The sequence below is a fragment of the Citrobacter sp. Cpo109 genome, from assembly GCF_030332565.1.
In the GTDB taxonomy this organism is placed as follows: domain Bacteria; phylum Pseudomonadota; class Gammaproteobacteria; order Enterobacterales; family Enterobacteriaceae; genus Citrobacter; species Citrobacter portucalensis.
In genome coordinates this window covers 48,995-75,814 of the sequence record NZ_JAOWHQ010000062.1, presented here as the reverse complement: position 1 = coordinate 75,814, position 26,820 = coordinate 48,995, and the positions used below count along the sequence as shown (strand labels likewise).

Sequence of the window (26,820 nt, the reverse complement as noted above, 5' to 3'; positions counted from 1 at the left end):
GGGCAATTACCTCCCCTTTAAGTGGCGGCGATCACACTTTTATGCTCATCCCCGCTCCTCCTCCCTCCCTAATCCGTGCCAGGATGAGGAATGTCAACAACGAGCCAGGCAAACTAGCGATAACGTTGTTTTATTACCTAAGGATCTGGAACTCCTATGTCACAGCCTACTTTCAACAAAGATCAATTTCAGGCTGCCCTGACGCGTCAGTGGCAGCGCTTCGGTTTACTGTCGGCTCAAGAAATGACGTCGCGCCAGTGGTGGCAGGCAGTGAGTGGGGCGTTGGCTGAGTTACTCAGCGCCCAGCCTGCGGCAAAACCGGCAAAAAATCAGCGTCACGTTAACTACATCTCGATGGAGTTTTTGATTGGTCGCCTGACCGGCAACAATTTACTCAACCTCGGCTGGTATCAGGTGGTGAGCGATGAGCTGAAAGCGCATGACGTCAACCTGACAGACCTGCTGGAAGAAGAGATCGATCCGGCGTTGGGTAACGGTGGATTGGGACGCCTGGCGGCTTGCTTCCTTGATTCGATGGCGACAGTCGGCCAGTCGGCGACGGGCTATGGCCTCAACTACCAGTACGGCCTGTTCCGTCAGTCGTTTGCCGATGGCCAACAGATGGAAGCCCCGGATGACTGGCATCGTGGCAGCTACCCGTGGTTCCGTCACAACGAGGCGCTGGATGTGCAGGTTGGGATTGGTGGCAAGGTCACCAAAGAAGGGCACTGGGAACCAGGGTTTACCATCACCGGCCAGGCATGGGATCTGCCGGTTCTCGGTTACCGTAACGGCGTAGCGCAACCGCTGCGTCTGTGGCAGGCCAGCCATGCGCACCCGTTTAACCTGACCAAATTTAATGACGGCGATTTCCTGCGCGCAGAGCAGCAGGGCATCGACGCTGAAAAACTGACGAAAGTGCTGTACCCGAACGATAACCACACCGCGGGTAAAAAGCTGCGCCTGATGCAGCAGTACTTCCAGTGCGCCTGCTCCGTAGCCGACATTCTGCGCCGCCATCATCTGGCAGGGCGTAAGCTGCACGAACTGGCTGATTACGAAGTCATTCAACTTAACGATACTCACCCGACTATCGCGATCCCTGAACTGCTGCGCGTGCTGATTGATGAGCACCAGATGAGCTGGGACGATGCGTGGGCGATTACCAGCAAGACCTTCGCTTACACCAACCACACCCTGATGCCGGAAGCGTTAGAGTGCTGGGATGAGAAACTGGTGAAAGCACTCCTGCCGCGCCACATGCAAATCATCAAAGAGATTAACGACCGCTTTAAGACGTTGGTTGATAAAACCTGGCCGGGTGATGCTGAAGTCTGGGCGAAGCTGGCAGTGGTGCACAGTAAACAGGTGCGTATGGCCAACATGTGCGTGGTCAGCGGTTTTGCGGTCAACGGTGTGGCGGCGCTGCACTCCGATCTGGTAGTGAAAGATCTGTTCCCGGAATATCACCAGCTCTGGCCGAACAAATTCCATAACGTCACCAACGGGATTACTCCGCGTCGCTGGATTAAGCAATGCAACCCGGCGCTTGCCGCACTGCTGGATAAATCGCTGAAAAAAGAGTGGGCTAACGATCTTGACCAGTTGATCAACCTGGAGAAATACGCCGACGACGCGAAGTTCCGCCAGCAGTATCGTGACATCAAACTGGCGAACAAAGAGCGTCTGGTGAAGTTTATTAAAGCGCGTACCGGTATTGAAATAACGACTAACGCTATCTTTGATATTCAGATTAAACGTCTGCATGAGTACAAGCGCCAGCACCTGAATCTGCTGCATATTCTGGCGTTGTACAAAGAAATCCGTGAGAACCCGCAGGCAGATCGCGTGCCGCGCGTATTCCTGTTTGGCGCAAAAGCTGCTCCGGGTTACTACCTGGCGAAAAATATCATCTTCGCCATCAACCAGGTTGCACAAACCATCAATAACGACCCGAAAGTCGGCGACAAGCTGAAGGTCGTCTTCCTGCCGGATTATTGTGTCTCGGCGGCGGAAATGCTGATTCCGGCGGCGGATATCTCTGAACAGATTTCAACCGCAGGGAAAGAGGCTTCCGGCACCGGTAACATGAAGCTGGCGCTGAACGGTGCGTTAACCGTAGGTACGCTGGATGGAGCAAACGTCGAAATCGCCGAGAAGGTGGGTGACGAGAATATCTTTATCTTTGGTCATACCGTGGAAGAGGTGAAGGCGCTCAAAGCCAAAGGCTACGACCCGGTGAAATGGCGTAAAAAAGACAAAGTGCTGGATGCTGTCCTGAAAGAGCTGGAAAGCGGGAAATACAGCGATGGCGACAAGCATGCCTTTGACCAGATGCTGCACAGTATCGGCAAGCAGGGCGGCGACCCGTATCTGGTGATGGCGGACTTCGCGGCCTACGTTGAAGCTCAGAAGCAGGTTGACGTGTTGTATCGTGACCAGGACGCCTGGACCCGGGCGGCGATTCTGAATACCGCGCGTTGCGGCATGTTCAGCTCGGATCGCTCCATCCGCGATTACCAGGCTCGTATCTGGCAGGCGAAACGTTAAGGAATCGCGATGGAAAGCAAACGTCTGGATAATGCCGCGCTGGCGGCGGGGATCAGCCCCAATTACATTAATGCCCACGGTAAACCGCAGTCTATTGGCGCCGAAACCAAACGGCGTTTGCTTGACGCCATGCATCGCACCACCGCTGCCACTCAGGTGGCGGTAACCCCGGTGCCGAATGTCATGGTCTATACCGCTGGCAAGAAAATGCCGCTGGCGGTTGAGGGAAGCGGAGAGTTTAACTGGCTGCTGACCACCGAAGAGGGCGTGCAGCACAAAGGGCATGCCGTCGGCGGTAAATCTTTTAACCTTCCGGCGAAGCTGCCGGAGGGGTATCACACGTTGACCCTGACCCAGGGCGAGCTGCGTTCCCATTGTCGTATCATCGTGGCACCAAAGCGCTGCTATGAACCGCAGACGTTGTTAGCCGGGCAGAAGCTATGGGGTGCATGTGTTCAGCTCTACACCTTGCGATCGGAAAAGAACTGGGGGATTGGCGACTTCGGCGATCTCCGCACCATGCTGGTGGATGTGGCGCAACGCGGCGGCGCGTTTATCGGGCTTAATCCGATTCACGCGCTGTATCCGGCGAATCCGGAGAGCGCCAGCCCGTACAGCCCGTCGTCACGTCGCTGGTTGAACGTTATTTATATTGATGTAAACGCCGTAGATGATTTCCGTCTGAGTAAAGAGGCGCAGGCGTGGTGGCAGAAACCCGCGACTCAGCAAGCTCTGCAACGCGCGCGCGATGCCGAGTGGGTTGATTATTCTGCTGTTACCGCACTGAAGATGACGGCGCTACGTATGGCGTGGAAAAGCTTCTCTGCGCGTGATGATGAGCAGATGGCGGCATTTCGCCAGTTTGTGACTCAGGAAGGGGATAGCCTCTACTGGCAGGCGGCCTTTGATGCGCTGCATGCGCATCAGGTGAAAGAGGACGCATTGCGCTGGGGCTGGCCGGTGTGGCCAGAAGCTTTCCAGTCAGTGGACTCGCCAGAGGTAAAACGCTTCTGCGAAGAACATCGTGATGACGTAGATTTCTACCTGTGGTTACAGTGGCTGGCGTATACCCAGTTTGCTGACTGCTGGAAAACCAGCCAGGGCTTTGCAATGCCGATAGGGCTGTATCGCGACCTGGCCGTTGGCGTGGCCGAAGGCGGGGCGGAAACCTGGTGTGACCGCGAGTTGTATTGCCTGAAAGCTTCAGTTGGCGCACCGCCGGATATTCTCGGTCCGCTTGGGCAAAACTGGGGACTGCCGCCGATGGATCCGCACATCATCGCGGCACGTGCTTACGAACCGTTTATCGAACTGCTGCGCGCCAATATGCAGAACTGCGGCGCGTTGCGTATCGACCATGTCATGTCGATGCTGCGTCTGTGGTGGATCCCTTACGGTGAAACTGCCGATCACGGTGCCTACGTGCATTATCCGGTCGACGATCTGCTGTCAATTTTGGCGCTGGAAAGTAAACGTCACCACTGCATGGTGATTGGTGAAGATCTGGGTACCGTGCCGGTGGAGATCGTCAGCAAGCTGCGTGACAGCGGCGTCTACTCCTACAAAGTGCTTTATTTTGAGAATGACCATGAGAAAAACTTCCGTGCGCCGAAAGCGTACCCGGAACAATCAATGGCAGTCGCGGCGACGCATGACCTTCCTACGCTTAAAGGTTATTGGGATAGCGGCGATCTGACGCTGGGTAAAGTACTGGGCCTGTATCCGGATGAAGTCGTGCTGCGCGGGTTGTATCAGGACCGGGAACTGGCGAAACAGGGGCTGCTGGACGCGCTGCACAAATACGGCTGCCTGCCAAAACGTGCCGGTCACAAGGCTTCCCTGATGTCGATGACGCCGATTCTGAATCGCGGCATGCAACGCTATATCGCTGACAGCAACAGTGCGTTGCTGGGCCTGCAACCGGAAGACTGGCTGGATATGGCTGAGCCGGTCAACATTCCGGGAACCAGCGACCAGTACAAGAACTGGCGGCGAAAACTCACCGCCACGCTGGAGCAGATGTTTGCCGATGAGGGCGTGAATAAGCTGATTAAGGATTTGGATAAGCGGCGAAAAGCGGCCGCGAAGAAGAAGTAAGAAAGCCGGGGAATTCCCCGGCTTTCTTATGGTGATGGCTCGTAGTACGTAGGCCTGATAAGCGTAGCGCCATCAGGCACAGTTTTATCAGACCACCATACCCAGCAGCAGACACCCTACCAGACCGCAGACGGAGATAATGGTTTCCAGCATTGACCATGACTTGATGGTTTCACCGATGGTCAGGTTGAAATACTCCTTGAACAGCCAGAACCCAGGATCGTTCACGTGGGAGAAGATGACGGAACCGGAGCCAACCGCAATAACCATCAGCTCAGGGCTTACGCCGGTCGTTGCAATCAGCGGTGCCACAATCCCACCTGCAGTAATCGCTGCAACGGTTGCGGAACCCAGTGCGATACGCAGTACTGCAGCGATAGACCATGCCATCAGCAGCGGAGAAACGTTAGAGCCGTGCATCATTGAGGCGATGTATTTGTCCACGCCGCTATCAACCAGGACCTGTTTAAAGGCACCGCCACCACCGATGATCAACAGCATCATCGCGATGATTTTGATTGAGGACACCAGCGTGTCGTTAATCTGATCCATCGAACGTCCGCGGTTCAGACCAAAAGTGAACATCGCAATCAGCACCGCAATCAGCGTTGCCATGACCGGGTCACCGAGGAATTCTGCAACCGTCAGGAAAGCATGGCCTTTCGGCAGAATCATCTCCGCCACGGCGCGCATTGCCATCAGGATAACCGGGACCAGAGAGGTCCAGACGCTGACGCCAAAGCCTGGCATCTCTTCTTCAGTGAAGGTTTTTGCGCTGTACAGACCTTCCGGGATTGGCTTATCGATGCCTTTCAGGAAACGTGCGTATACCGGACCGGCGAGAATAACGGTCGGGATTGCCAGAATCGTACCAAACAGCAGAGTTTTACCCATATCTGCGTGGAAAATGGTGGCAATAGCGGTTGGACCCGGGTGCGGTGGCAGGAAGCCGTGAGTAACGGACAGCGCAGCCGCCATCGGCACACCAACGTACAGCAGCGGGATGTTAGCAGCGGCAGCAATGGTGAATACCAGCGGCAGCATCAGCACGAAGCCAACTTCGTAGAACAGGGCAAAACCGACGGTGAAGCCGGTTAATACCACCGCCCACTGGATGTGTTTTTTGCCGAATTTAGCAATCAGCGTGGTTGCGATGCGCTGTGCGCCGCCACAGTCCGCCAGCATTTTGCCCAGCATGGCGCCAAAACCCATAATCAGGGCGAGGCTGCCAAGGGTTCCGCCGACGCCGGCTTTAATCGAACCGATGACTTTATCCAGTGGCATCCCTTGCATCAATCCGACAGCAAGCGCCACCAGGACGAGAGCGATGAAGCCGTTCATTTTGAAACGGATCATCAGGAGGAGTAACAAGATTACACCGATAGCAACGATGACTAATGGCATGATTTACCTGGCCTTTACTTTGTTATGGGTAACGTCAGTGTTTAGATGACAAATTCCGATTGTCCCGACCGGGAACAGAGTATTCTCAGCACCAATGCTGGTTGCCTTCAAAACTAATCAGTTTAACTGGCTATTATGTGTGTGTTAGGTGCTGATACGAATGATACGGGTAACATGCTGCGCTTGAAAATCACCTGGACAGGCAAAATTTAAAATATGAGAGGCTGGTCAAATTATGCGGGGGATTGTTGCAGGATAAATGCGAAAAAATGTTGGGACGTAAGCCGGAGTCAGCGATTACGCTACCACCCGGCATTAATGCCCGATAGCGACGCGGGGGCGTCTTATCGGGCCTACGGATACTCTACAGGTTCAGGCGTTAGTAGTAAGAGTGCTCGCCGCGCTGGTGTTCGGTTAAATCGCGAACGCCTTTCAGTTCAGGGAATTCAGCCAGCAGCTGCTTCTCGATACCTTCTTTCAGCGTTACATCTACCATTGAACAGCCGTTACAGCCGCCGCCAAACTGCAGAATGGCGTAGCCTTCATCGGTGATTTCCATCAGAGAGACACGACCACCGTGGCCAGCCAGCTGTGGGTTGATCTGCGATTGCAGCATGTACTCCACGCGTTCCATCAGCGGCGCATCATCGGCAACTTTACGCATTTTGGCGTTTGGTGCTTTCAGGGTCAGTTGGGAGCCTAACTGGTCGGTAACGAAATCGATTTCTGCATCTTCCAGATACGGTGCGCTCAGTTCATCAACATATGCGGTCAGCAGGTCAAATTTAATGGCGGTGTCGGTTGCTTCCACGGCGTCCGGCGGACAATAAGAAACGCCGCATTCAGCGTTAGGCGTGCCGGGATTAATCACAAATACGCGGATTTGTGTCCCTTCTTCCTGATTTGCCAGCAGTTTGGCAAAGTGCGCTTGTGCAGCATCGGAAATATGGATCATAGTAATGGCCTAATAGTTGACTATTTTACTTGGTTATAATACGCCCATCATCGAGGCTCTACAAGGTTCGACACAGGCACCATACCTGGACAGTCGCCGCGCCGTTGCGTAAAAGCAGCTGCGCGATTTCCGCGACGGTACTTCCGGTAGTGACGACATCATCCACAATAACCATATGGAGTCCCTGCACCGGCAATTCAAGGCGAAAGGCATTTTTCAGGTTTTGTTTACGTAATCGGGCGCTGAGATGGTGCTGTGTGGCGGTTGCCCGAACTCGTGAGATGGTCCGGCTGTCCCAGTCGCAACCCAGCCAGCGTGCCAGCGGGCGGCACAGTAAATCGCTCTGATTAAACCCTCTGCGCCAGTGTCGACGTTGCCAGAGCGGGACGCTGACCAGCCTGTCCGGTAGAGGAAGGCCACTGGTGCGCCGGGTCTGTAGTACCTCCAGCAACAACAAACGTGAAAGAGCTGAGGCTGTTTCGCTGCGTCGTGAAAACTTGAGCTGGTGGATAAGCCCGCTCAACGGCGGAACATAGTCGCTGACGGTAACCAGTCTCTGCCACGGCGGCGGTTTTTGCAGGCAGCGCCCACAGGGAATGACGGTATGAGCGGCAGGGAGTCCACATTGAGGGCACAGGCTGGCGTGTTGACGCGTTGCCCGCGTACAGACTGAGCAGATCCCCCAATGCCCTAACGTCAGGGGCATTCGGCATAGCCAGCACAATCCCGGTACTGTTAGCATAGATGCATCCTTTCAGGCTAAAAGAGAACAATAACTGATGAATGACATCTGGTGGCAGACCCAGGGTTCGGGAAATTGCCATCTTGTGCTGCTGCACGGATGGGGACTGAATGCGCAAGTGTGGCATTGCATAAGCGAGGAACTGAGCTCGCATTTTACGCTGCATCTTGTCGACTTACCGGGATTTGGTCGTAGCCAGGGTTTCGGTGCAATGTCGCTGGAAGAGATGGCTGAGCGGGTATTGAAACAGGCACCGGAGAAAGCTATTTGGCTCGGCTGGAGTCTGGGTGGGCTGGTCGCGAGTCAGGTAGCGTTAACGCATCCTGAGCGTGTTCAGGCGCTGGTGACCGTCGCGTCTTCCCCTTGCTTTAGCGCGCGGGATGAGTGGCCGGGAATCAAGCCAGAGGTGCTGGCAGGTTTCCAGCAGCAGCTGAGCGAAGATTTCCAGCGTACGGTGGAGCGTTTTCTGGCATTGCAAACGATGGGCACAGAAACTGCGCGTCAGGATGCGCGAGCGCTGAAGAAAACGGTACTGGCTTTACCCATGCCGGACGTCGAGGTGCTCAATGGTGGACTTGAGATCCTGAAAACGGTCGATCTGCGAGAACCGCTGTGCGCGGTGGCAATGCCTTTCCTGCGGTTGTATGGCTATCTTGACGGGCTGGTGCCGCGCAAAGTCGTCCCGATGCTGGATGCACTGTGGCCGCAGAGCGAGTCTTTGGTGTTTGCCAAAGCGGCGCATGCGCCGTTTATCTCGCATCCAGCCGAGTTTTGCGCAGCGCTGCTGGCGTTAAAACAGCGGCTATAAATCCGTTGCGTTGCCCGGTGGTGCCATGCTCGCCGGGCCTGAGATTAATGGCTGCGCGTAGCCAGATCCTCAGCGGTCAGGCCAGTAATTCTGAAGATGGTTAGTGGGTCTATACCATCAGCCTGCATAGTTGATGCAATACGTAATGCTTCCTCTCGTTTGCCTTGTTGCAGACCCGTTTGTAACCCCTCCTGTAGCCCTTCTTGCAACCCTTTCCTATGGCCTTCCTGAAGACCATTAAGGTGCCCTTCCTGTCGTAATCTTTCGGCGATAGTCATCAACTTGTCCTTATGTTGGGGTAAACGTTCGGCGACTTCATGAAGAAACTCGCCAAAATGTGTGGTGTTACCGGCCTGCATTAAATAATTAAACAAGGCTTTCAACTGGTTGTCATTAGCGTGTCCTTTAACAAGCAGGATGGCCAGTTTTTCTACCAGCCCCATCAAATCGCGTTTACGAATATGCTTTTGGATGAGCTCCAACAGCGCCACCCGGCGATGCTGCATAATCTCGTCATCGGGCACAACAGTGATATCGATCAGTGGAAACGCGGTGCTATACCTGAGAAAAAAGATGACGAGACTCTACTTCCCAGGTTACCAGTAATCATCCACGAATTAATAACGATGCGTGGCTGGCTGGAGGATAGATCTTTTTTGCTGAAATAATGAAATCTGTGTGGAATCCATTACGCAAAAAAGCCGGATATCAGCGTAAACGCGTTATCCGGCCTGGATGTTTGCATCATTTGTAGGCCGGATAAGCGTAGCGCCATCCGGCAAAGAGCATCTGATTAGCGTAAAGCCCACCACTCGCGCAAGCAGGCTTTACCTTCTGGGCAACTTTTGCAGCTTCCGGAAAGACACCCGTCGGCATCTTCCTGAATCCGCACCGCTTTGCCCATCTTTTCTAACTGATTCAGCATGGCGTCAATCATGGGCTGCGGGGTATGCAGCGTGCGGCTAATTTGTGTAGCCTCCATGCGCCCCCGCAAAGCCAGTAAATCACGAACCTGAATAAGCGATGCCATTGTCGATAACCTTAGTGGCAATCGCCAGTCGTGCTGGAACAGCAGGAACTCGCCGTCCTGTTGGTTGCCAGCAGTGCGAGGTCCACGCGGCTGCGAGCTCGACGCAGCAGGCCCAGCAACACGATGTTAAACAGGATGACCGCTAAAATGCACACCAGGCTGTAGGTCGGGTGCTCTTTGTAGCTGACCGTCTGATAAAACAGCGTCGACAGAGAGTAGGCGATATTCAGGCCCCACAGAATCGAGAAGCTCATCCAGCCACGGCTGGATTCACGTGCGATAGCGCCCATCACTGAAATGCACGGTACATACAGCAGAACAAAGATCAGGTAGCTGTACGCGGCGGCGGCGCTGCCAAATTTCTCGCCCATCACGCCCATTGCACCGGTAGCCATTTCACCGTCGCCCTTGCTGGCTTCGATAGGGTTAGCCAGCACGCTCAGGCTGAAAGTGTCTTTCAGGCTTTGCCAGGTTTCATCTACCGCGCTGAGCAGCTCATCACCGAGGTGGAAATCTGCCGGGTTGAACTCTTCTTCCTGAATGTTTTCTGCGGTATAGAGCGTGTTCAGCGTACCGACAACCACTTCTTTCGCCATCGCGCCGGTGAACAGACCTACGGTTGCCTGCCAGTTATCTTCGTGAACACCAATCGGCTTAAAGACTGGGGTAATGACGCGGCTAACTGAAGCCAGAGCAGAGTCGTTGATGTTGTCGACGATTTTTCCGCTCAGTGAGAAGCTGTTAAACGCGCTGAGGAAAATGCTGACGATGATGATGACTTTACCTGCACGCAGAACGAAGCCTTTCAGACGTTGCCAGGTTTGAATGATCAGACTCTTAATGTGCGGTACGTGATATACCGGCAGCTCCATCACGAACGGCGTTGCTTCGCCACGCATGATGGTGTGTTTGAGCATCAGGCCGGTCAACACCGCCATAACGATACCCAGCACGTACAGCGAGAAGACCGCCAGCGCGCCGTTCTGACCAAAGAACGCGGCGGCAAAGACGGCGAAAATCGCCAGACGTGCGCCACAGGACATAAACGGCGCCATCATGATGGTCATCAGACGCTCACGCGGGGCGTCCAGCGTACGCGCGCCCATCACTGACGGTACGTTACAACCAAAGCCGACGATCAGCGGGACAAATGATTTCCCCGGCAGTCCCAGCGCCTGCATTAGACGGTCCATCACAAATGCGGCGCGCGCCATGTAGCCGGAGTCTTCAAGGAAAGAGAGGAACAGATACATCATGCCGATTTGCGGTACCAGCGGCAGCACGGTGTTAATCCCGCCGCCAAGGCCCTGGGCCAGGAAGATAGTCAGCCAGTCCGGGAAATGCAGCGTATAGCCAATCCACTGAATACCATGGATAAAGAGCGCCACGGAGCCAACATCAAACAACGGCTGCAGCGCGCCGCCAATGTTGATGGCAAGCAGGAACATCAGGTACATCACGAACAGGAAAATCGGCAGACCGAGGAAGCGGTTGAGGATAATTTTATCTACCGCTGTGGTGAAACGGCTCGGCTCTGCCGTCAGGGTATTACTGACGGTATCGCAGATAGCGGCAATGCACTGGTAACGTGCATCGGCAATATGTAGCGCCGGGTCGTCCATTGTCTCACTCAGGCGAGCAACAGCGGCATCAAGGTTTTGTGCTGCATCACCGGCGTAAGCACGGCTGTAGATATCGCCTTCGAGCATCTGCAGGCCTAGCCAGCGGCGCTGTTTGAGCGGCATATCTTTGGCCATTGCGTCGGCGAGGGAATCAGCTTCTTGCAGCAGCGGCTGGGCATAATGGACCAGCTCAACGGTGTCGTTTTCTTTGTAGCGATCGATCGCCAGCTTCAGTGCTTCAATGCCGCGCGCACGAGTGGAAACCAGTGGAACCACCGGACAGCCAAGACGAGCGGAGAGGGCGTCGATATCGATACGGATTTGCTGTTTCTCAGCAATATCCAGCATGTTCAGTGCAACGATACAGGGAATACCCAGCTCAAGCAGTTGCAACGTCAGGTAGAGGTTGCGTTCAAGGTTTGAAGCATCGACCACGTTGATCAACAGATCCGCGTCGCCGCTTAAAATATAGTGGCAGGCAATCTGCTCATCGAGAGAGGTTTGGGATGAGATTGTCGTCAGAGAATAAGTGCCGGGTAAATCGACCAGCGTGACCTGGTGGTCCGTCGTGGCGAAATGGCCTTCTTTACGCTCAACGGTAACGCCAGCCCAGTTGCCTACACGCTGGCGCGCGCCGGTGAGCTGGTTGAATAAAGTTGTCTTGCCGGAATTAGGATTACCAATTAAACCAATGGTTAGTTTTTTCATTTTTATAGACTCACTGTATTAACAGGAAACCGCTTCCACTTCTAATAACGCCAAATCCTTCTTACGCAATACCAGACTTACGCGACGCGTTTCGATATGGATAGGATCGCCGAGCGGGGCGACGCGTACCACGTTGAAGGATGAACCGGGTAGCATGCCAAGTGACAACAGTTTCTGACGATAAGCCGGGCTGATTTCACGGGCAAAACCGGTAATTTTCCACGCACTGTCAGGAGTGAATTGCATAGGGACCTACTTATATCTCGCTAACTGGATGATTACCTCATGGGGCGACAGGGCGGCATGAGACCAGATGATTAGCCAACGTAAGGGAAGAGTAAATAATCAACAAATCAATGATAATGAGAATGGTTTCTATCATCAATAGAATAAATGTGACGGAATGTACAATTGGATAATAATTTGAGCCAATTTTGATATTCCTCAATATTTATTCTGGTTGGAAACGAGTGATTCGCGGAAGTAATTATTGGGGATCTTAATGTTTAATTAAGGTTTCATCTGTTAATGAAGTGATAAATATATTGTGGTGCAAAGCGGGGCATAGATTAAATATGCCGGATGGCGACGCTCATGCGTCTTATCCGGCCTGCAAATTAATTGCGATAACCTGGCCGGACAGGGCGTTTACACCACCATCCGGCACAGGGTTTAAACTTAGCGTTTTTTACCCATCGCCGCCGCCAACGCATCCATCATCGCACTGTTGCCTGTAGGCTGTGCGTCACGGCCACGCGGTTTCGCCGCTTTTGGTGCCGGGCGATTGCCCTGAGCGCGATCGTTATTCCCGCCGCCGCGACGCGCATTGGTTTCACCCGGCTGCTCGTCCAGACGCATGGTCAGCGCGATACGCTTACGTTGCAGGTCCACTTCCAGCACTTTCACCTTCACAATGTCGCCCGCTTTCACCACGGTGTGTGGATCTTCGACGAACTTATTCGACAGCGAAGAGATATGCACCAGACCATCCTGATGAACGCCGATATCAACAAACGCGCCGAAGTTGGTAACGTTGGTGACAGCACCTTCCAGAATCATTCCCGGCAGCAGGTCGTTCATGGTTTCGACGCCATCAGCAAACTGTGCGGTTTTAAATTCAGGACGCGGATCGCGGCCCGGCTTTTCCAGCTCTTTGATGATGTCGGTGACGGTCGGCACCCCGAAGCGTTCGTCGGTAAAATCAGCGGGTTTCAGATTGCGCAATTCGCTGCTGTTACCCATCAGATCACGCAACGATTGCTCGGTGGCGGCCAGAATGCGTTCCACAACCGGATAAGCTTCCGGGTGGACGGTAGAGGCATCCAGCGGGTTATCGCCGTGGTTGATACGCAGGAAGCCCGCGCACTGTTCAAAGGCTTTAGGTCCAAGGCGGCTGACTTTTAACAGTTGCTGACGGTTCTGGAATTGACCGTTCTCATCACGCCAGGCAACGATATTCTGCGCCATCATGCGCGTCAGACCAGCAACACGGGTCAGCAGCGGTACGGAGGCGGTATTCAGATCGACGCCGACGGCGTTCACGCAGTCTTCCACCACCGCATCCAGCTTACGCGCCAACTGAGTCTGGCTTACGTCGTGCTGATACTGGCCCACGCCGATAGATTTCGGATCGATTTTCACCAGCTCAGCCAGCGGATCCTGCAGACGACGGGCGATAGACACCGCGCCACGCAGAGATACGTCGAGGTCCGGGAACTCCAGCGCCGCCAGTTCGGATGCGGAGTAAACTGACGCTCCGGCTTCACTGACGATCACTTTCTGCGCGGTCACTTGCGGGAACTGCTTTTGCACGTCGAGGAAGAAACGCTCGGTTTCGCGCGACGCCGTACCGTTACCAATCGCCACCAGTTCAACGTTGTGTTTTTCACACAGCGCCGCAACGGCAACGGCGGCTTTGGCGGCCTGACCGGTATGCGGATAAATGGTGTCGGTCGCGACCAGCTTACCGGTACCGTCAACAACTGCCACTTTTACACCGGTACGCAGACCTGGATCGAGGCCCATGGTGGCGCGCAGCCCGGCCGGAGCGGCCATCAGCAGGTCATGCAGGTTACGGGCAAAGACGTTGATAGCTTCATCTTCCGCACGTTCACGCACGGTACCCATCAGCTCCGTTTCAAGGTGCATCAGCACTTTGATGCGCCAGGTCCAGCTAACCACGCCTTTACGCCAGCTGTCTGCTGGGGCGTTGTTCAGGCGCAGCCCCAGATGATCGCGGATAATCTGCTCGCCGTGGCTCTCTTTTGGTGGCTCATCGAATTGCGGATCGGCATTCAGTGAAAGCTGTAACACGCCTTCGTTACGACCACGGAACATGGCCAGCGCACGGTGGGATGGTACGGTAGAAATCGGTTCGTGGTGATCGAAGTAGTCGCGGAACTTAGCGCCTTCCTCTTCTTTACCGCTTACCACGGTGGCGACCAGGTGGGCGTTTTTCCACAGATAATCACGTACTTTTGCCAGCAGAGCAGCATCTTCAGCGAAGCGCTCCATTAGAATGTAGCGCGCGCCGTCGAGGGCGGCTTTGGTATCCGCCACGCCGTTTTCGGCGTTGAGATATTTTGCGGCTTCCGTTTCCGGGTCGTGAGACGGTTCGTTCCACAGCAGGTCTGCCAGCGGCTCCAGTCCAGCCTCAATGGCGATCTGCCCACGGGTGCGGCGCTTTGGTTTATACGGCAGATAGAGATCTTCGAGTTCGGTCTTACTTAACGTGCCGTTGATCGCTTTCGCCAGATCGTCAGTCAGTTTGCCTTGCTCGCCGATAGATTTCAGGATTGCCTGACGGCGGTCTTCCAGTTCACGCAGATATCCCAGACGGGTTTCCAGATTACGCAGTTGCGTATCGTCCAGACCGCCGGTGATTTCCTTACGATATCGTGCGATAAACGGCACGGTGTTCCCTTCGTCAAGCAGGCGAACGGCAGCTTCTACCTGTTCAGCACGAGCCTGAATTTCACCTGCGATAATGCGGCAGAAAGAATCATTCATCATGGATAGCTTCGTCTATAGGATAAAAAATCAGGGGATAGTTATACGGATTGACTGGCAAAAATGCCAGCCATCTGCCGGGGCTTCGGATTGTTCCGGTCTCACTTCACGTATTCAATCTCATTCACGTACCAGCTGGCTTCGCCACCTGGGGTGTTTACTACTGCGAGATCGCCGACCTCTTTTTTCAATAGCGCCCGCGCCATTGGTGAGTCGATTGAGATGTAATCCTTACGACCGAAGATCTCATCGTAGCCAACAATACGGAATTTGCGGATGTCGCCATCGTCATTTTCAATCTCAACCCATGCGCCAAAGAAGACTTTGCCTTCCTGCTGCGGGGAGTAATCGACGATTTTTAGATTCTCCATGCACTTGGTCAAATAACGGACGCGGCGGTCGATCTCACGCAGGCGCTTTTTATTATACTGGTAGTCGGCATTTTCGCTGCGGTCACCCAGACTTGCAGCCCAGGTAACTTTTTTGGTGACTTCCGGGCGCTCTTCACGCCAGAGATAATTCAGCTCTTGTTTAAGTTTTTCATACCCTTCACGGGTTATCAGGGGCGTTTTCATCTTATTGTTTTACCTTCGACTCTGTGATGATGCGCACAATTAGTATTACGTGAGCATATCAACAGAATAAATAATGTATTGCGAGAAACATTGTATACTTAAGCTGCTGTTTAATATGCTTTGTAACAATTTAGCCTGGAATTCATACCAGAATTCGCTGGTGACTCACGTTAGCTTTCTTAAGAATATACACTTAATTGTTGCGAACCTTTGGGAGTAATAACAATGCAAGAGAACTATAAGATTCTGGTGGTCGATGACGACATGCGCTTGCGTGCGCTTCTGGAGCGTTATCTGACCGAGCAGGGCTTCCAGGTTCGAAGCGTCGCAAACGCTGAGCAGATGGATCGTCTGCTGACCCGTGAGTCCTTTCACCTGATGGTGCTGGATTTAATGCTGCCTGGAGAAGATGGCCTGTCTATTTGCCGTCGCCTGCGCAGCCAGAGCAACCCGATGCCGATCATTATGGTCACAGCGAAGGGTGAAGAAGTTGACCGTATCGTAGGGCTGGAAATCGGTGCCGACGATTACATCCCGAAACCGTTTAACCCGCGTGAGCTGCTGGCTCGTATTCGCGCAGTCCTGCGTCGTCAGGCGAATGAACTGCCGGGCGCACCTTCTCAGGAAGAAGCGGTTATCGCTTTTGGTAAGTTCAAGCTGAACCTCGGTACGCGTGAAATGTTCCGCGAAGATGAGCCGATGCCGCTCACTAGCGGGGAATTTGCAGTACTGAAAGCGCTGGTAAGCCACCCGCGCGAGCCGCTGTCGCGAGACAAGCTGATGAACCTCGCCCGTGGTCGTGAATATTCTGCGATGGAACGTTCTATCGACGTCCAGATCTCCCGTCTGCGCCGCATGGTGGAAGAAGATCCGGCTCATCCACGCTACATTCAGACCGTATGGGGTCTGGGCTACGTCTTTGTTCCGGACGGTTCTAAAGCATGAGGCGAATGCGCTTCTCGCCACGAAGTTCGTTTGCCCGCACGTTATTGCTCATCGTCACCTTGCTGTTTGCCAGCCTGGTGACGACATACCTGGTAGTGCTGAACTTCGCGATTCTGCCGAGCCTCCAGCAGTTTAATAAGGTCCTGGCGTACGAAGTTCGTATGCTGATGACCGATAAACTGCAGCTGGAGGACGGTACGCAACTGGTGGTGCCGCCCGCATTCCGCCGGGAAATTTATCGTGAGCTGGGTATTTCCCTCTATTCCAACGAGGCCGCTGAAGAAGCCGGACTGCGTTGGGCGCAACACTATGAATTCTTAAGCCATCAGATGGCGCAGCAACTGGGTGGCCCAACGGAAGTCCGCGTTGAGGTAAACAAAAGCTCGCCGGTCGTGTGGTTGAAAACCTGGCTGTCGCCCAATATCTGGGTACGCGTGCCGCTTACGGAAATTCATCAGGGCGACTTCTCACCGCTGTTCCGCTATACGCTGGCGATTATGCTGTTGGCTATCGGTGGGGCGTGGTTGTTTATCCGTATCCAGAACCGGCCATTGGTGGATCTTGAACATGCGGCGCTGCAGGTGGGGAAAGGTATCATTCCGCCGCCGTTGCGTGAGTATGGCGCTTCAGAGGTGCGCTCCGTAACCCGAGCCTTTAACCATATGGCTGCGGGCGTGAAGCAGCTGGCCGATGACCGTACGCTGTTAATGGCGGGCGTGAGCCACGATTTACGTACCCCGCTGACGCGTATTCGTCTGGCGACGGAAATGATGGGCGAAGAGGACGGTTATCTTGCGGAGTCCATCAATAAGGACATCGAAGAGTGTAACGCCATCATCGAGCAGTTCATCGATTACCTGCGTACCGGTCAGGAGATGCCAATGGAGATGGCAGATCTGAACTCGGTGTTGGGTGAAGTGGTTGCGGCAGAAAGCGGCTACGAACGTGAAATCGAAACTGCACTGCTGCCGGGCAGCATTCAGGTGAAGATGCACCCGCTGTCGATCAAGCGTGCGGTTGCCAATATGGTGGTTAACGCCGCCCGCTACGGCAACGGCTGGATTAAGGTCAGTAGCGGAATGGAGCAGCATCGCGCCTGGTTCCAGGTAGAAGATGATGGTCCGGGCATCAAGCCGGAGCAGCGTAAACACCTGTTCCAGCCGTTTGTCCGCGGAGACAGCGCGCGCAGTACCAGCGGTACGGGCCTGGGGCTGGCGATTGTGCAGCGTATTATTGATAACCATAACGGTATGCTGGAGATTGGTACCAGTGAACGCGGTGGGTTGTCGATTCGTGCATGGCTTCCGGTTCCCTTCACTCGCGCGCCGGGCAACACGAAAGACGCATAACAAAGGGAGGCAAAATGCCTCCCTTTTTGTTGCTGTAGGCCGGATAAGGCGAAACCGCCATCCGGCACTTTTCGTTACAGCTTCGGTCCGGCGCTAACCAGCGCTTCACCTGCAGGGGTGTCGGTATATTTCTCGAAGTTCTCGATAAACAGTTTCGCCAGTGCGTTGGCTTTTTCCTGCCACTGCTCCGGAGATGCGTAGGTATTACGCGGATCGAGAATGCGAGTGTCCACACCCGGCAGCTCGGTCGGGATAGCCAGGTCAAACATCGGCAGACGGAACGTTTCCGCGTCATCCAGCGAACCGTTCAGGATGGCGTCGATAATCGCACGGGTATCTTTGATAGAGATACGCTTGCCGGTACCGTTCCAGCCGGTGTTAACCAGATACGCCTGCGCACCTGCCGCCTGCATACGTTTCACCAGTACTTCTGCGTACTGCGTTGGGTGCAGAGACAGGAATGCTGCGCCGAAACAGGCAGAGAAGGTCGGGGTCGGTTCGGTGACGCCGCGTTCGGTACCGGCCAGTTTGGCGGTGAAGCCAGACAGGAAGTGGTACTGCGTTTGGTCTGCCGTCAGGCGAGAAACCGGCGGCAGCACGCCAAATGCGTCGGCGGTCAGGAAGATCACTTTGGTAGCATGGCCCGCTTTTGACACCGGCTTAACGATATTATCGATGTGATAAATCGGGTAGGAAACGCGGGTGTTCTCAGTTTTTGAACCATCATCGAAATCGATGGAACCATCTTCGCGCACGGTGACGTTTTCCAGCAGCGCGTCACGACGGATCGCGTTGTAGATTTCCGGCTCGGCATCTTTAGACAGTTTGATGGTCTTCGCGTAGCAACCGCCTTCGAAGTTAAACACGCCGTCGTCATCCCAGCCGTGTTCGTCATCGCCAATCAGGCGACGTTTCGGGTCGGTGGACAGCGTGGTTTTACCGGTGCCGGACAGGCCAAAGAAGACTGCCACATCGCCTTTTTCCCCAACGTTTGCTGAGCAGTGCATGGAGGCAATGCCTTTCAGCGGCAGCAGGTAGTTCATTACGGAGAACATACCTTTCTTCATTTCGCCGCCGTACCAGGTGCCACCAATCAACTGGATACGCTCAGTCAGGTTGAAAGCCACGAAGTTTTCGGAGTTCAGACCCTGCTCTTTCCACTGCGGGTTGGTGCATTTAGCGCCGTTCATCACGATGAAATCAGGTTTGAAATCAACCAGCTCTTCGTCGCTTGGGCGGATGAACATGTTTTTGACAAAATGCGCCTGCCAGGCAACTTCGGTAATGAAGCGCACGGAAAGACGGGTATCGGCATTAGCGCCGCAGAAAGCATCAATGATAAACAGGCGCTTGCCGGAAAGTTGCTGGGTGACTAATCCTTTCAGATGCTGCCAGGTTTCCGGGGAAAGCGGTTTGTTGTCGTTCTTACCTTTACCTTTGTCGGACCACCACAGCGTGTCGCGCGTGGTGTCGTCACGGACAATGTACTTATCCTTTGGCGAACGTCCGGTAAAGATACCGGTATCAACGGCAACGGCGCCCAGATTCGTTAACACGCCACGTTCATAACCTTCCAGGTTTGGATCAAGTTCTTCCTGGAAAAGCGTGTCGTAGTCTGGATTGTAAACGATATCCTGAACGTCATTGATACCATAAGCCTTGAGATCTTGCGGGGTTAAACTGTTGTTCACACGCATTTCACTGCTCCTTAGCCAATATGTATTACCTGGAATAGTAAGGTTTTTTAGGGATTGTTAACCGCGACAAGGCTCATAGATTTACGCATCCGGGAAAATCACGGGCGACCGAATGCGCTGCGACTCCTGTCACAAAGAGGCAGATATTATGGCAGGAAACCCTTTTTTGTTGTGGAAAATGTTCTTAAAACGTTAATGGAGAGTGTTTTTGGCGGGAATCTTGTGAGTGTAATCGCATTCACATAAGAAATGAATGTGGGTTATACATAAACAATATCGATTCACTTCCCGTCGTCGTGGTCTGAAATCGCGCTATCAATGCTCAAAATTGTGAAGTTGATGCGATAATTAGCTTTTCCCTTCATTCTGGATACTGACATGGATAGTGCTGAAATTTCACGTACGACGCGTTGGGGCATGATATTCATCGGCCTGTTGCAGGGGACATTATGCTATCTGCTGATGACATATCTGGCGCCCCATAATGACGGCTGGCTGTTCTATGGCATGCCTGCGACGATTGCGATCACCTCGGCGCTTTTGCTTACTGTCGTTTCTTTCAGACAACGCGCGCTGTGGTACTGGATGGCGCTGATCTTTGTTGTGGTGCTGGCGATGAGCGTCTGGCTAAAGTGGCAAGTCGAGGACAGTGATAAGTGGCGGCAACATGAAGTTTTTATGTTCTACGGTTGGCGCTTACTGCTGATGGCGATGCTAGCTTTGCCCTGGATTCAGTACTCGCTTCATGTCTCTCGTGAGCAGGCGCGTTACCCGCATTTTTATCGGCAATTGTGGCTTAATGCGTTGACGTTGCTGATTGTCTTTGTCGCCAACGGTTTGTTCTGGCTGGTGCTCCTGCTATGGAGCGAGATGTTTAAACTGGTCGGTATTCCCTTCTTCAGCACGCTCTTCTTTGATACCGACTGGTTTGGCTATGTGGCCTTTGGTCTGATTACCGCACTGGCAGTGGTACTGGCCCGTACACAGTCGCGTCTGGTCACGGCGGTACAAAAATTACTGACGTTTATCGCCACCGGTCTGTTACCTCTGGTCGCGCTGTTGGCGCTGATGTTCATACTGACCTTACCCTTCACCGGGCTGGAGGCTATTTCGCAACGCGTGTCTGCGGCTGGGTTGATGTCAACGCTGACGCTGCTCCTGTTGCTGTTGATAGCTATCGTGCGTGAACCGCAAAAAGAGGCGTTACCCTATCCTGGCGCGTTACGCTACCTGATCAAATGCTCTCTGATTGTCGCGCCCATCTATATGCTGATTGCCGGTTGGTCACTGTGGGTGCGAATACAGCAGTACGGTTGGACGCCTGAGCGCGTTTATGGCGTGCTGGTGGTCGTGGTGCTGCTGGTATGGTCGTTTGGCTATCTGGCCAGCATTTTGCGCCGCGGGCGCAATCCGCTTGAGCTTCAGGGGCCGGTCATTCTTGGCGTTTCGTTGCTGGCGTTGGGGCTGTTGGTTCTGCTGTCATCGCCGGTTATTGATGCCTGGCGCATCAGCGTTAACAGCCATATGGGGTTGTATCACAGCGGGAAAATTAAACCGGATCAAGTCAGCCTGTATATGTTGGATCACAGCGGAAAACCGGGGCGCGCAGCGTTGGAAGCATTACAAAAAGATGTGGCGTTTAATCAAGACAGTAAACGCAGACGCGACTTGAATTCTCTGCTGCAAGGGCGCCGGGATCCGGTTAAAGAGCTAACCGCAACACAGTTAGTATCGAAGGTTGTGATGGCTCCGGGGAGCCAGAAGCCAGACGATGCGTTCTGGGCGTTTGTCAAAACACAGGGGTATCGCATCACCTCTTGTGCTGAGCAGAATGCGTGCGTACTGGTGAGTCAGGACCTAAATGCGGATGGTCATCCTGAGCAGGTGTTATATGCCTTTGGCGATGGGGAGAGTCTGGTCTTCGGCATGCAGAAAAACAAATGGGATTTGTTAGCGGTCGCCACGCTACCTGAAGGATTCACTAAGGATAAATTGCTGCAGGCGGTAGCGAATCAGCAACTGGGCTCAACCCCCAGAATCTGGCGGGATATCACTATTGATGGCAAAAGACTGCCGATGACTTATTACACCGAGTGAGTGTGTTGCCGACATCGTTTTTGCCGGATGGCAGCGTGAACGTCTTATCAGGCCTACGACAGTTTTTCCGTAGGCCTGATAAGCGCCGTGCCATCAGGCAAGACAGTGATTAATGCACCTGGGGATCGGCAGGGGAGGCATTGCTGCGGATCTCAGCAATATCCATGGCGTTAAACAGATAGTGACTACCGCAGTAATCGCAGTGCATATCGATCTCGCCTTCTTCCGCCAGAATGCTGTCCACTTCTTCGTCCGGCAACGTTTTCAGTGCGCCTGCGCAGCGTTCGCGTGAACAGGTGCATTTGAACTCAACGTCCTGCGGATCGTAGAGAGTAACTTCTTCTTCGTGGTACAGGCGCCACAGCACTTCGTTGGCCGGCAGCGTCAGCAGCTCTTCGGCTTTGATGGTTTCAGTCAGGGCTGTCAGGTGATCGAAATCATCTGCCTGCGCGTTTTGCGCCGGCATTACCTGCAGCAGCATTCCGCCAGCAGCGGGTTTGCCATCAACGTCGCCAGTGCGGATGAACAGGCGTGTCGGCAGCTGTTCAGAACGCATGAAGTAATCTTCCAGACACGCTGCCAGCGTGTCACCTTCCAGACCGACCACGCCTTGATAACGCTCGCCTTCTTCCGGGGTAATGGTGATCACCAGGTAACCGTTGCCCACCAGCGTTTTCAGATCGGCATCTTCAGGAATATCACCCTGCATGCGGGCCACGCCGCGCATCTGCTGATTGTTGTTGCCGTTGATGACGGCCAGGCTCAGCGGACCATCACCCTGCAACTGCACAGTGATATCACCGGCAAATTTCAGCGTGGCGGTGAGCAGGCTGGTGGCAACCAGTAGCTCAGCCAGTACGTTTTTGACCGGTTGCGGGTAAGTATGATTTTCGAGGATCTGTTGCAGGGTTTCCGAAACGGTCACCAGTTCGCCGCGCACGGCAAAGTTTTCAAACAGATAACGATGTAATTGGTCATGTTGCGGCATAATCATCTCTCTTGCAGGTGACAGTCACTCGCTGTCGCCGTGTTTAAATCGTAACAGGTCGCGGCGCTCTTTTTTGTCCGGTCGCCTGTCCGGGTGCGGCATGGTTAACGCGTTAAGTTTACGCGCCAGCGCCACTTTTTCGCGTTTTTCCACGCTTTCCGCGGTTTCTTCATACAGCGTAACGGCTTCCGTTGCCGGGCGACGCTGCTCGGTAATGGCCTTGATAATGACCGTTCGCTCGTCATTTCCCTGGCGCAGGGTGAGGGTGGCGTTCAGCTCGACAATCTTGCTTGGCTTACTGCGCTGGCCGTTGTAGTGCACCTTACCGCCTTCAACCATTTCGCGGGCTAGCGCACGCGTTTTGTAAAAGCGTGCAGCCCACAGCCATTTATCCAGCCTGACTTCAGCAGAGGGCTTTTCTTTCATGGCGTCTCCTTCACATCAGTGAGGGGATCAGTCGGCGGTAGTCATTCAGTGACGGATGGCGTGCGTACTGTTTTTCGGCGATGCCGGAGTCGGGATTGGTCACGCCGAGGCAGTAACGAATACCGTACAGAGCAGCGGCGTCGAGAATGGGTTCGCTGTCGTCAATAAACAGCGTCTTCTCTGCACTCATTCCCGTTTCTTCAGCCACAGCGTGCCATAACCGCTGATCCTCTTTGGGATAACCAAATGTGTGGGTGGAAAGTAATAAATCAAGGTGTGAGGCCAGACCGGTATGCTCAAGCTTCACCGCCAGATTATGCGGATGCGCGTTGGTGAGCAAAATGCGGCGCTTGCCGCTGGCTTTTAAGGCATCAAGAAACGGTACGGTATCTTCGCGCAAAACGGCGCGCGGTCCCTGTTCCGTGGTCATGGCGCAAATATCCAGATCCAGGCACTCGCTCCAGTAATCTAGGCAATACCAGTTTAGCGTATGCTGCACGGCATGATACTGCTGACGAATATAGTCCTGAGCTTCCTGAGGAGAGATACCTTGCTTCGCGCCATAGGTTTCCGGCACCAATTTTTGCCAGAAATAGTTATCGAATGCCAGGTCGAGCAGCGTGCCGTCCATATCTAACAACACGGTGTCGACATCCTGCCAGGCAATATTGATATGCATGGAAACTCCCCAGAAGAAAACATGATGCGCGACAGGGTAGCATATCCTGTCGCGCGAGCGTGTTATCGAATCAGGCTTTCCGGGTTGTCAATCAGTGTTGGATTGAGACAACTTTCGTAGTAGCTCTGAATTTCCGCGATGCGGGTGCGGTGACGCTGGTAGCGTCTGAATGCCTGTATGCTGTTGTAGATAGCGCATCCGAGCATGGAGAACATCAGCAGCGTCGTGCCAAGGTAGCGCCATAATCCTGAACGATCCGGAATACGATGCAGGCCAATGTGCTGGGTGCCATTGGCGTCAGTCGAAATATTGGTGACGATCCCCTCCGCGCGAAATGGTGTCTGCATTAGCATCTGCGCCAGGCGCTGGAAGGCGTTCCACTGTTCCTGGGGAGGATAGTCATATAGCGAGGTCGTCGGCCACGGCTGATCGACCAGATCGCTGCCTTCGTCGCTGATAATCAGGAAACCGCCAGGGGCAGGGCTATTCAGCGCCTGGGCTGCTCGCGCAGTCTCGCGTGAAATAAACGGCGCCGTAGAGGTATTCACCAGATTATCCAACGACTCTGCGCTTACCGGACGTAGCAGCACGTTCACGCCATCCAGTTTGCCTGCGTTCGCTCGCTTCACCAGCGCGGCCCAGTCTTTACTGTTACCGAGGTTAACCAGCGCATTTTTTAAGCGTACACATTCATCTTTGGCTGCACACAGATCGGCCGTTTTAAGGACTATCTCACCAAAATCGTCCAGTAACACCATGCCGGACTTTTGGATTGCCGAGCGTAGCGATGCGCTGACGCGAGAGTCATCGTCAGGTTTGGGATGCAGCTGACGGCTCACGGCCTGCGTGAGCGCGGTGGCCTTATTCACCAGGTCAGACTCAGGCAGCGGTAATGCGCGCGCATCATTCCAGATAATTTGCGAGCAATCGAAAGGCATAAACGGCGTGGCAGGCTGCGCATTCCAGCTCCCTTGGGTATGAATGTTACACATACCCGTACCACTCAGGTGCAGCGTGTCACCCACGCGAACGCCCGCGTTTTCGAGCTGTTTAACGCTGGTGGCTTCGATAGTTTGCGCGCCCTTCATCCAGGAGAGCGTGACCTTTATTGGCATATCCAGCGGGATCCAAAACAGCAGCATCAGCAGTACCAGCAACGAGCCGCCTGCGATGACGGCGTTGCGCAGCCAGTGCTGTAACGGGAAGTTTTTCACTTCATCGTGCAGAGATAAAAAACGCCCCTGGCGGGCAACGTGGCGATCGAGATAAATATCGATATCCGTTTGCTGGCCAAGGTCTTGGGCGATGTAAGGTTGCCAGTGAGCTGGGTAGATCAGATCAATAATACCCAGCGAGATATTATTAATTTGTTCCTGGTCGTTTTCGCCAAACAATCCCCAGCGACGCGGCGTACCGCGCAGACAATGAATTTCCCGCAGGGCGCTTTTAGACGGCGGGGCGAACAATCCCCACAGACCCGCAGCTAACAGCAGCACCGCGCCACCGACTGCCCACGGAACAAACGTATTCGGGATAACCAAACAGAAAAAGAACAGCAGGAATGAGGCGGTTATCAGCAATGCTTCGCGCAATCCCGAAGGACGGCTGAGCGCATATTCTTCATGGGTTTCCTGGCGAATATTCAGCAGTTCAATCTGCTCACTTTCTTCACCACGAATTGACGCCTGGGTGGACGCTGTGTGCTGTAACGCATAACCTCGCGCTTCCTGCATATATTCCTGCAGCGTATGGCCGTTCAACGAGATAACCAGCGGTATCGTATTGGTGTGGATTATCTCAACGCTGTTTTCGTCGTTGATATATTGTTCCCAGAAAGGGGGAAGGTGTACCTCAACGGAATCAAGATAGTAGCGCCATTTGTTAGGATCGTCGGTGGTAATGCCGTAACGTGTAATCGAACGAGTAAGCACGATGACGCTATTACTTTGGGCATTCAACGTTAATGAGACCGGCGCAGCACTGGCTCCCGTGGGACCGGGTACTTGCTGAATTTGACTAAGGCTTTCGAGATAGTTTTCGACTGCGCTGCGTTCTTCAGGTGTGAGTTTACGTTTCGAGGCGTCTGAGAAGACGCTGCTCAAGGGTAAATTTTTCTGCCTGGATTTTGATTTGAGTAGCCATCCTGCAAGCAATGAGCAGGCCAGCAAAGCAGCTAAAAAAATCAGAATGGTGCTCATGCTTTCCCCATCTTACTTAGTCTGTCAGGCGTGGTCAGTCGCACCCTGTTCAATATTCGTGATTCTGTGGTTGGCTATCGGCAAGTGTGGAGTCGAACTTGAGCATCTTTAAATACAGCCCAGTAAATGCGAATCATAGCAAAATCACCAAAAATGGAATATCAGCAAATTCCTGGAGTTATTTCAACCTATTGACTTTTAATTTGAAATAGGGATTAACTTTTAGTACGTTACATAAATGTAAATAAACGGCAATTCACATTGCCGAAACCGTGCGGTATATCGCACAATAACCCCAGATTTCACAGCAAAGATCCTCACAATGAGCAAATCATTACAGAAACCCACGATTTTGAAAGTGGAAACCGTCGCCCAATCCCGGCTGTTTAAGGTCGAAAGCGTGGACCTTGAGTTCAGCAATGGCGTACGCCGCGTTTATGAACGTATGCGTCCATCCACGCGTGAAGCGGTAATGATTGTGCCGATTGTTGATGACCATCTGATCCTTATTCGCGAATATGCGGTCGGGACCGAGTCCTACGAACTGGGTTTTTCCAAGGGATTAATCGATCCTGGCGAAAGCGTGTTTGAGGCGGCGAATCGGGAGCTGAAAGAAGAGGTGGGGTTTGGCGCAAAAGATCTGACGTTTTTAAAGAAACTCAGCATGGCGCCATCTTATTTCTCCAGCAAGATGAACATCGTGGTGGCAGAGGACTTATATCCTGAATCGCTGGAGGGGGATGAACCTGAGCCATTACCGCAGGTGCGCTGGCCGCTGGCGCATTTGATGGACCTGCTGGAAGATCCTGATTTTCATGAAGCACGTAATGTCAGTGCGCTGTTCCTCGTACGCGAATGGCTGAAAGGGCAGGGGCGGCTTTAATTACGATTGCCAACTGATACCTTATCCAGCCTACAAAATTCCGGAAGATCAAATAATT

General features: G+C 53.6%; 20 protein-coding genes and 1 pseudogene. 7 read left to right on the top strand and 14 right to left on the bottom strand.

Annotation, left to right across the window (positions count from 1 at the left end; genetic code table 11):
- Positions 1–156: 156 nt before the first annotated feature.
- Entirely contained in the window at positions 157–2,550 is a 2,394-nt protein-coding gene (malP, locus tag OGY71_RS14460; protein WP_149280742.1) for a maltodextrin phosphorylase, read from the top strand.
- A gap of 9 nt (positions 2,551–2,559) precedes the next feature.
- Entirely contained in the window at positions 2,560–4,647 is a 2,088-nt protein-coding gene (gene malQ, locus OGY71_RS14455) for a 4-alpha-glucanotransferase (RefSeq protein ID WP_286613436.1), read from the top strand.
- 87 nt (positions 4,648–4,734) lie between these two features.
- Here malQ and gntT read toward each other — a convergent pair whose 3' ends face one another.
- From gntT to gntX, 3 genes are all read right to left on the bottom strand, one after another.
- Positions 4,735–6,051, bottom strand: coding sequence for a gluconate transporter (gene gntT, locus OGY71_RS14450; RefSeq protein ID WP_003023507.1), 1,317 nt, complete (start codon positions 6,049–6,051; stop codon positions 4,735–4,737).
- A gap of 379 nt (positions 6,052–6,430) precedes the next feature.
- Entirely contained in the window at positions 6,431–7,006 is a 576-nt protein-coding gene (nfuA, locus tag OGY71_RS14445) for a Fe-S biogenesis protein NfuA (RefSeq protein WP_003023509.1), read from the bottom strand.
- A 58-nt stretch (positions 7,007–7,064) separates the two neighbouring features.
- Positions 7,065–7,748, bottom strand: a complete 684-nt coding sequence (gntX, locus tag OGY71_RS14440; RefSeq protein ID WP_286613435.1) for a DNA utilization protein GntX — start codon at positions 7,746–7,748, stop codon at positions 7,065–7,067.
- A 37-nt stretch (positions 7,749–7,785) separates the two neighbouring features.
- Between gntX and bioH the strand changes: the two genes are divergently transcribed.
- Positions 7,786–8,556: a pimeloyl-ACP methyl ester esterase BioH gene (bioH, locus tag OGY71_RS14435; RefSeq protein ID WP_003827648.1), complete on the top strand. Its 771-nt coding sequence runs from the start codon at positions 7,786–7,788 to the stop codon at positions 8,554–8,556.
- Between the two features lie 44 nt (positions 8,557–8,600).
- Here bioH and OGY71_RS14430 read toward each other — a convergent pair.
- The 6 genes and pseudogenes from OGY71_RS14430 to greB form a co-directional block, all read right to left on the bottom strand.
- A pseudogene (locus OGY71_RS14430) lies at positions 8,601–9,116 on the bottom strand (Rpn family recombination-promoting nuclease/putative transposase); the annotation flags it as partial.
- A 233-nt stretch (positions 9,117–9,349) separates the two neighbouring features.
- A complete protein-coding gene (gene feoC, locus OGY71_RS14425) occupies positions 9,350–9,586 on the bottom strand; it encodes a [Fe-S]-dependent transcriptional repressor FeoC (protein ID WP_286613434.1) in 237 nt (78 codons plus the stop codon).
- A gap of 11 nt (positions 9,587–9,597) precedes the next feature.
- A complete protein-coding gene (gene feoB / locus OGY71_RS14420; RefSeq protein WP_008786334.1) occupies positions 9,598–11,916 on the bottom strand; it encodes a Fe(2+) transporter permease subunit FeoB in 2,319 nt (772 codons plus the stop codon).
- Positions 11,917–11,934: 18 nt separating this feature from the next.
- A complete protein-coding gene (gene feoA / locus OGY71_RS14415; protein ID WP_003023519.1) occupies positions 11,935–12,162 on the bottom strand; it encodes a ferrous iron transporter A in 228 nt (75 codons plus the stop codon).
- 432 nt (positions 12,163–12,594) lie between these two features.
- Complete coding sequence (locus tag OGY71_RS14410; protein WP_003827655.1) at positions 12,595–14,928, bottom strand: Tex family protein; 2,334 nt, start codon at positions 14,926–14,928, stop codon at positions 12,595–12,597.
- Between the two features lie 98 nt (positions 14,929–15,026).
- On the bottom strand, positions 15,027–15,500 hold the full coding sequence (greB, locus tag OGY71_RS14405) for a transcription elongation factor GreB (protein WP_003023524.1): 474 nt from the start codon (positions 15,498–15,500) through the stop codon (positions 15,027–15,029).
- A 225-nt stretch (positions 15,501–15,725) separates the two neighbouring features.
- Between greB and ompR the strand changes: the two genes are divergently transcribed.
- Positions 15,726–16,445 carry an osmolarity response regulator transcription factor OmpR gene (gene ompR, locus OGY71_RS14400; protein WP_001157751.1) on the top strand — a complete coding sequence of 240 codons (720 nt, stop codon included), beginning with the start codon at positions 15,726–15,728 and terminating at the stop codon, positions 16,443–16,445.
- Positions 16,442–17,794, top strand: a complete 1,353-nt coding sequence (gene envZ, locus OGY71_RS14395) for a two-component system sensor histidine kinase EnvZ (protein ID WP_003827658.1) — start codon at positions 16,442–16,444, stop codon at positions 17,792–17,794. The genes ompR and envZ overlap by 4 nt, the downstream gene beginning before the upstream one ends.
- A gap of 74 nt (positions 17,795–17,868) precedes the next feature.
- On the opposite strand, the gene pckA is transcribed toward envZ, so the two are convergent.
- Positions 17,869–19,491: a phosphoenolpyruvate carboxykinase (ATP) gene (gene pckA, locus OGY71_RS14390; RefSeq protein ID WP_003023529.1), complete on the bottom strand. Its 1,623-nt coding sequence runs from the start codon at positions 19,489–19,491 to the stop codon at positions 17,869–17,871.
- 378 nt (positions 19,492–19,869) lie between these two features.
- Between pckA and OGY71_RS14385 the strand changes: the two genes are divergently transcribed.
- A complete protein-coding gene (locus OGY71_RS14385) occupies positions 19,870–21,588 on the top strand; it encodes a DUF4153 domain-containing protein (RefSeq protein WP_003827661.1) in 1,719 nt (572 codons plus the stop codon).
- Between the two features lie 109 nt (positions 21,589–21,697).
- Here the strand turns inward: OGY71_RS14385 and hslO are convergent, their stop codons facing one another.
- The 4 genes from hslO to igaA form a co-directional block, all read right to left on the bottom strand.
- Positions 21,698–22,576, bottom strand: a complete 879-nt coding sequence (gene hslO, locus OGY71_RS14380) for an Hsp33 family molecular chaperone HslO (RefSeq protein WP_003023531.1) — start codon at positions 22,574–22,576, stop codon at positions 21,698–21,700.
- Between the two features lie 24 nt (positions 22,577–22,600).
- Positions 22,601–23,002 carry a ribosome-associated heat shock protein Hsp15 gene (gene hslR / locus OGY71_RS14375; protein WP_016157639.1) on the bottom strand — a complete coding sequence of 134 codons (402 nt, stop codon included), beginning with the start codon at positions 23,000–23,002 and terminating at the stop codon, positions 22,601–22,603.
- A 10-nt stretch (positions 23,003–23,012) separates the two neighbouring features.
- Positions 23,013–23,681, bottom strand: coding sequence for a GMP/IMP nucleotidase (gene yrfG / locus OGY71_RS14370; RefSeq protein ID WP_003023533.1), 669 nt, complete (start codon positions 23,679–23,681; stop codon positions 23,013–23,015).
- Between the two features lie 62 nt (positions 23,682–23,743).
- A complete protein-coding gene (gene igaA / locus OGY71_RS14365; RefSeq protein ID WP_003827665.1) occupies positions 23,744–25,879 on the bottom strand; it encodes an intracellular growth attenuator protein IgaA in 2,136 nt (711 codons plus the stop codon).
- A gap of 322 nt (positions 25,880–26,201) precedes the next feature.
- Here igaA and nudE point away from each other — a divergent pair, with 322 nt between their 5' ends.
- Positions 26,202–26,762, top strand: a complete 561-nt coding sequence (nudE, locus tag OGY71_RS14360; protein WP_003827667.1) for an ADP compounds hydrolase NudE — start codon at positions 26,202–26,204, stop codon at positions 26,760–26,762.
- Positions 26,763–26,820: the final 58 nt, after the last annotated feature.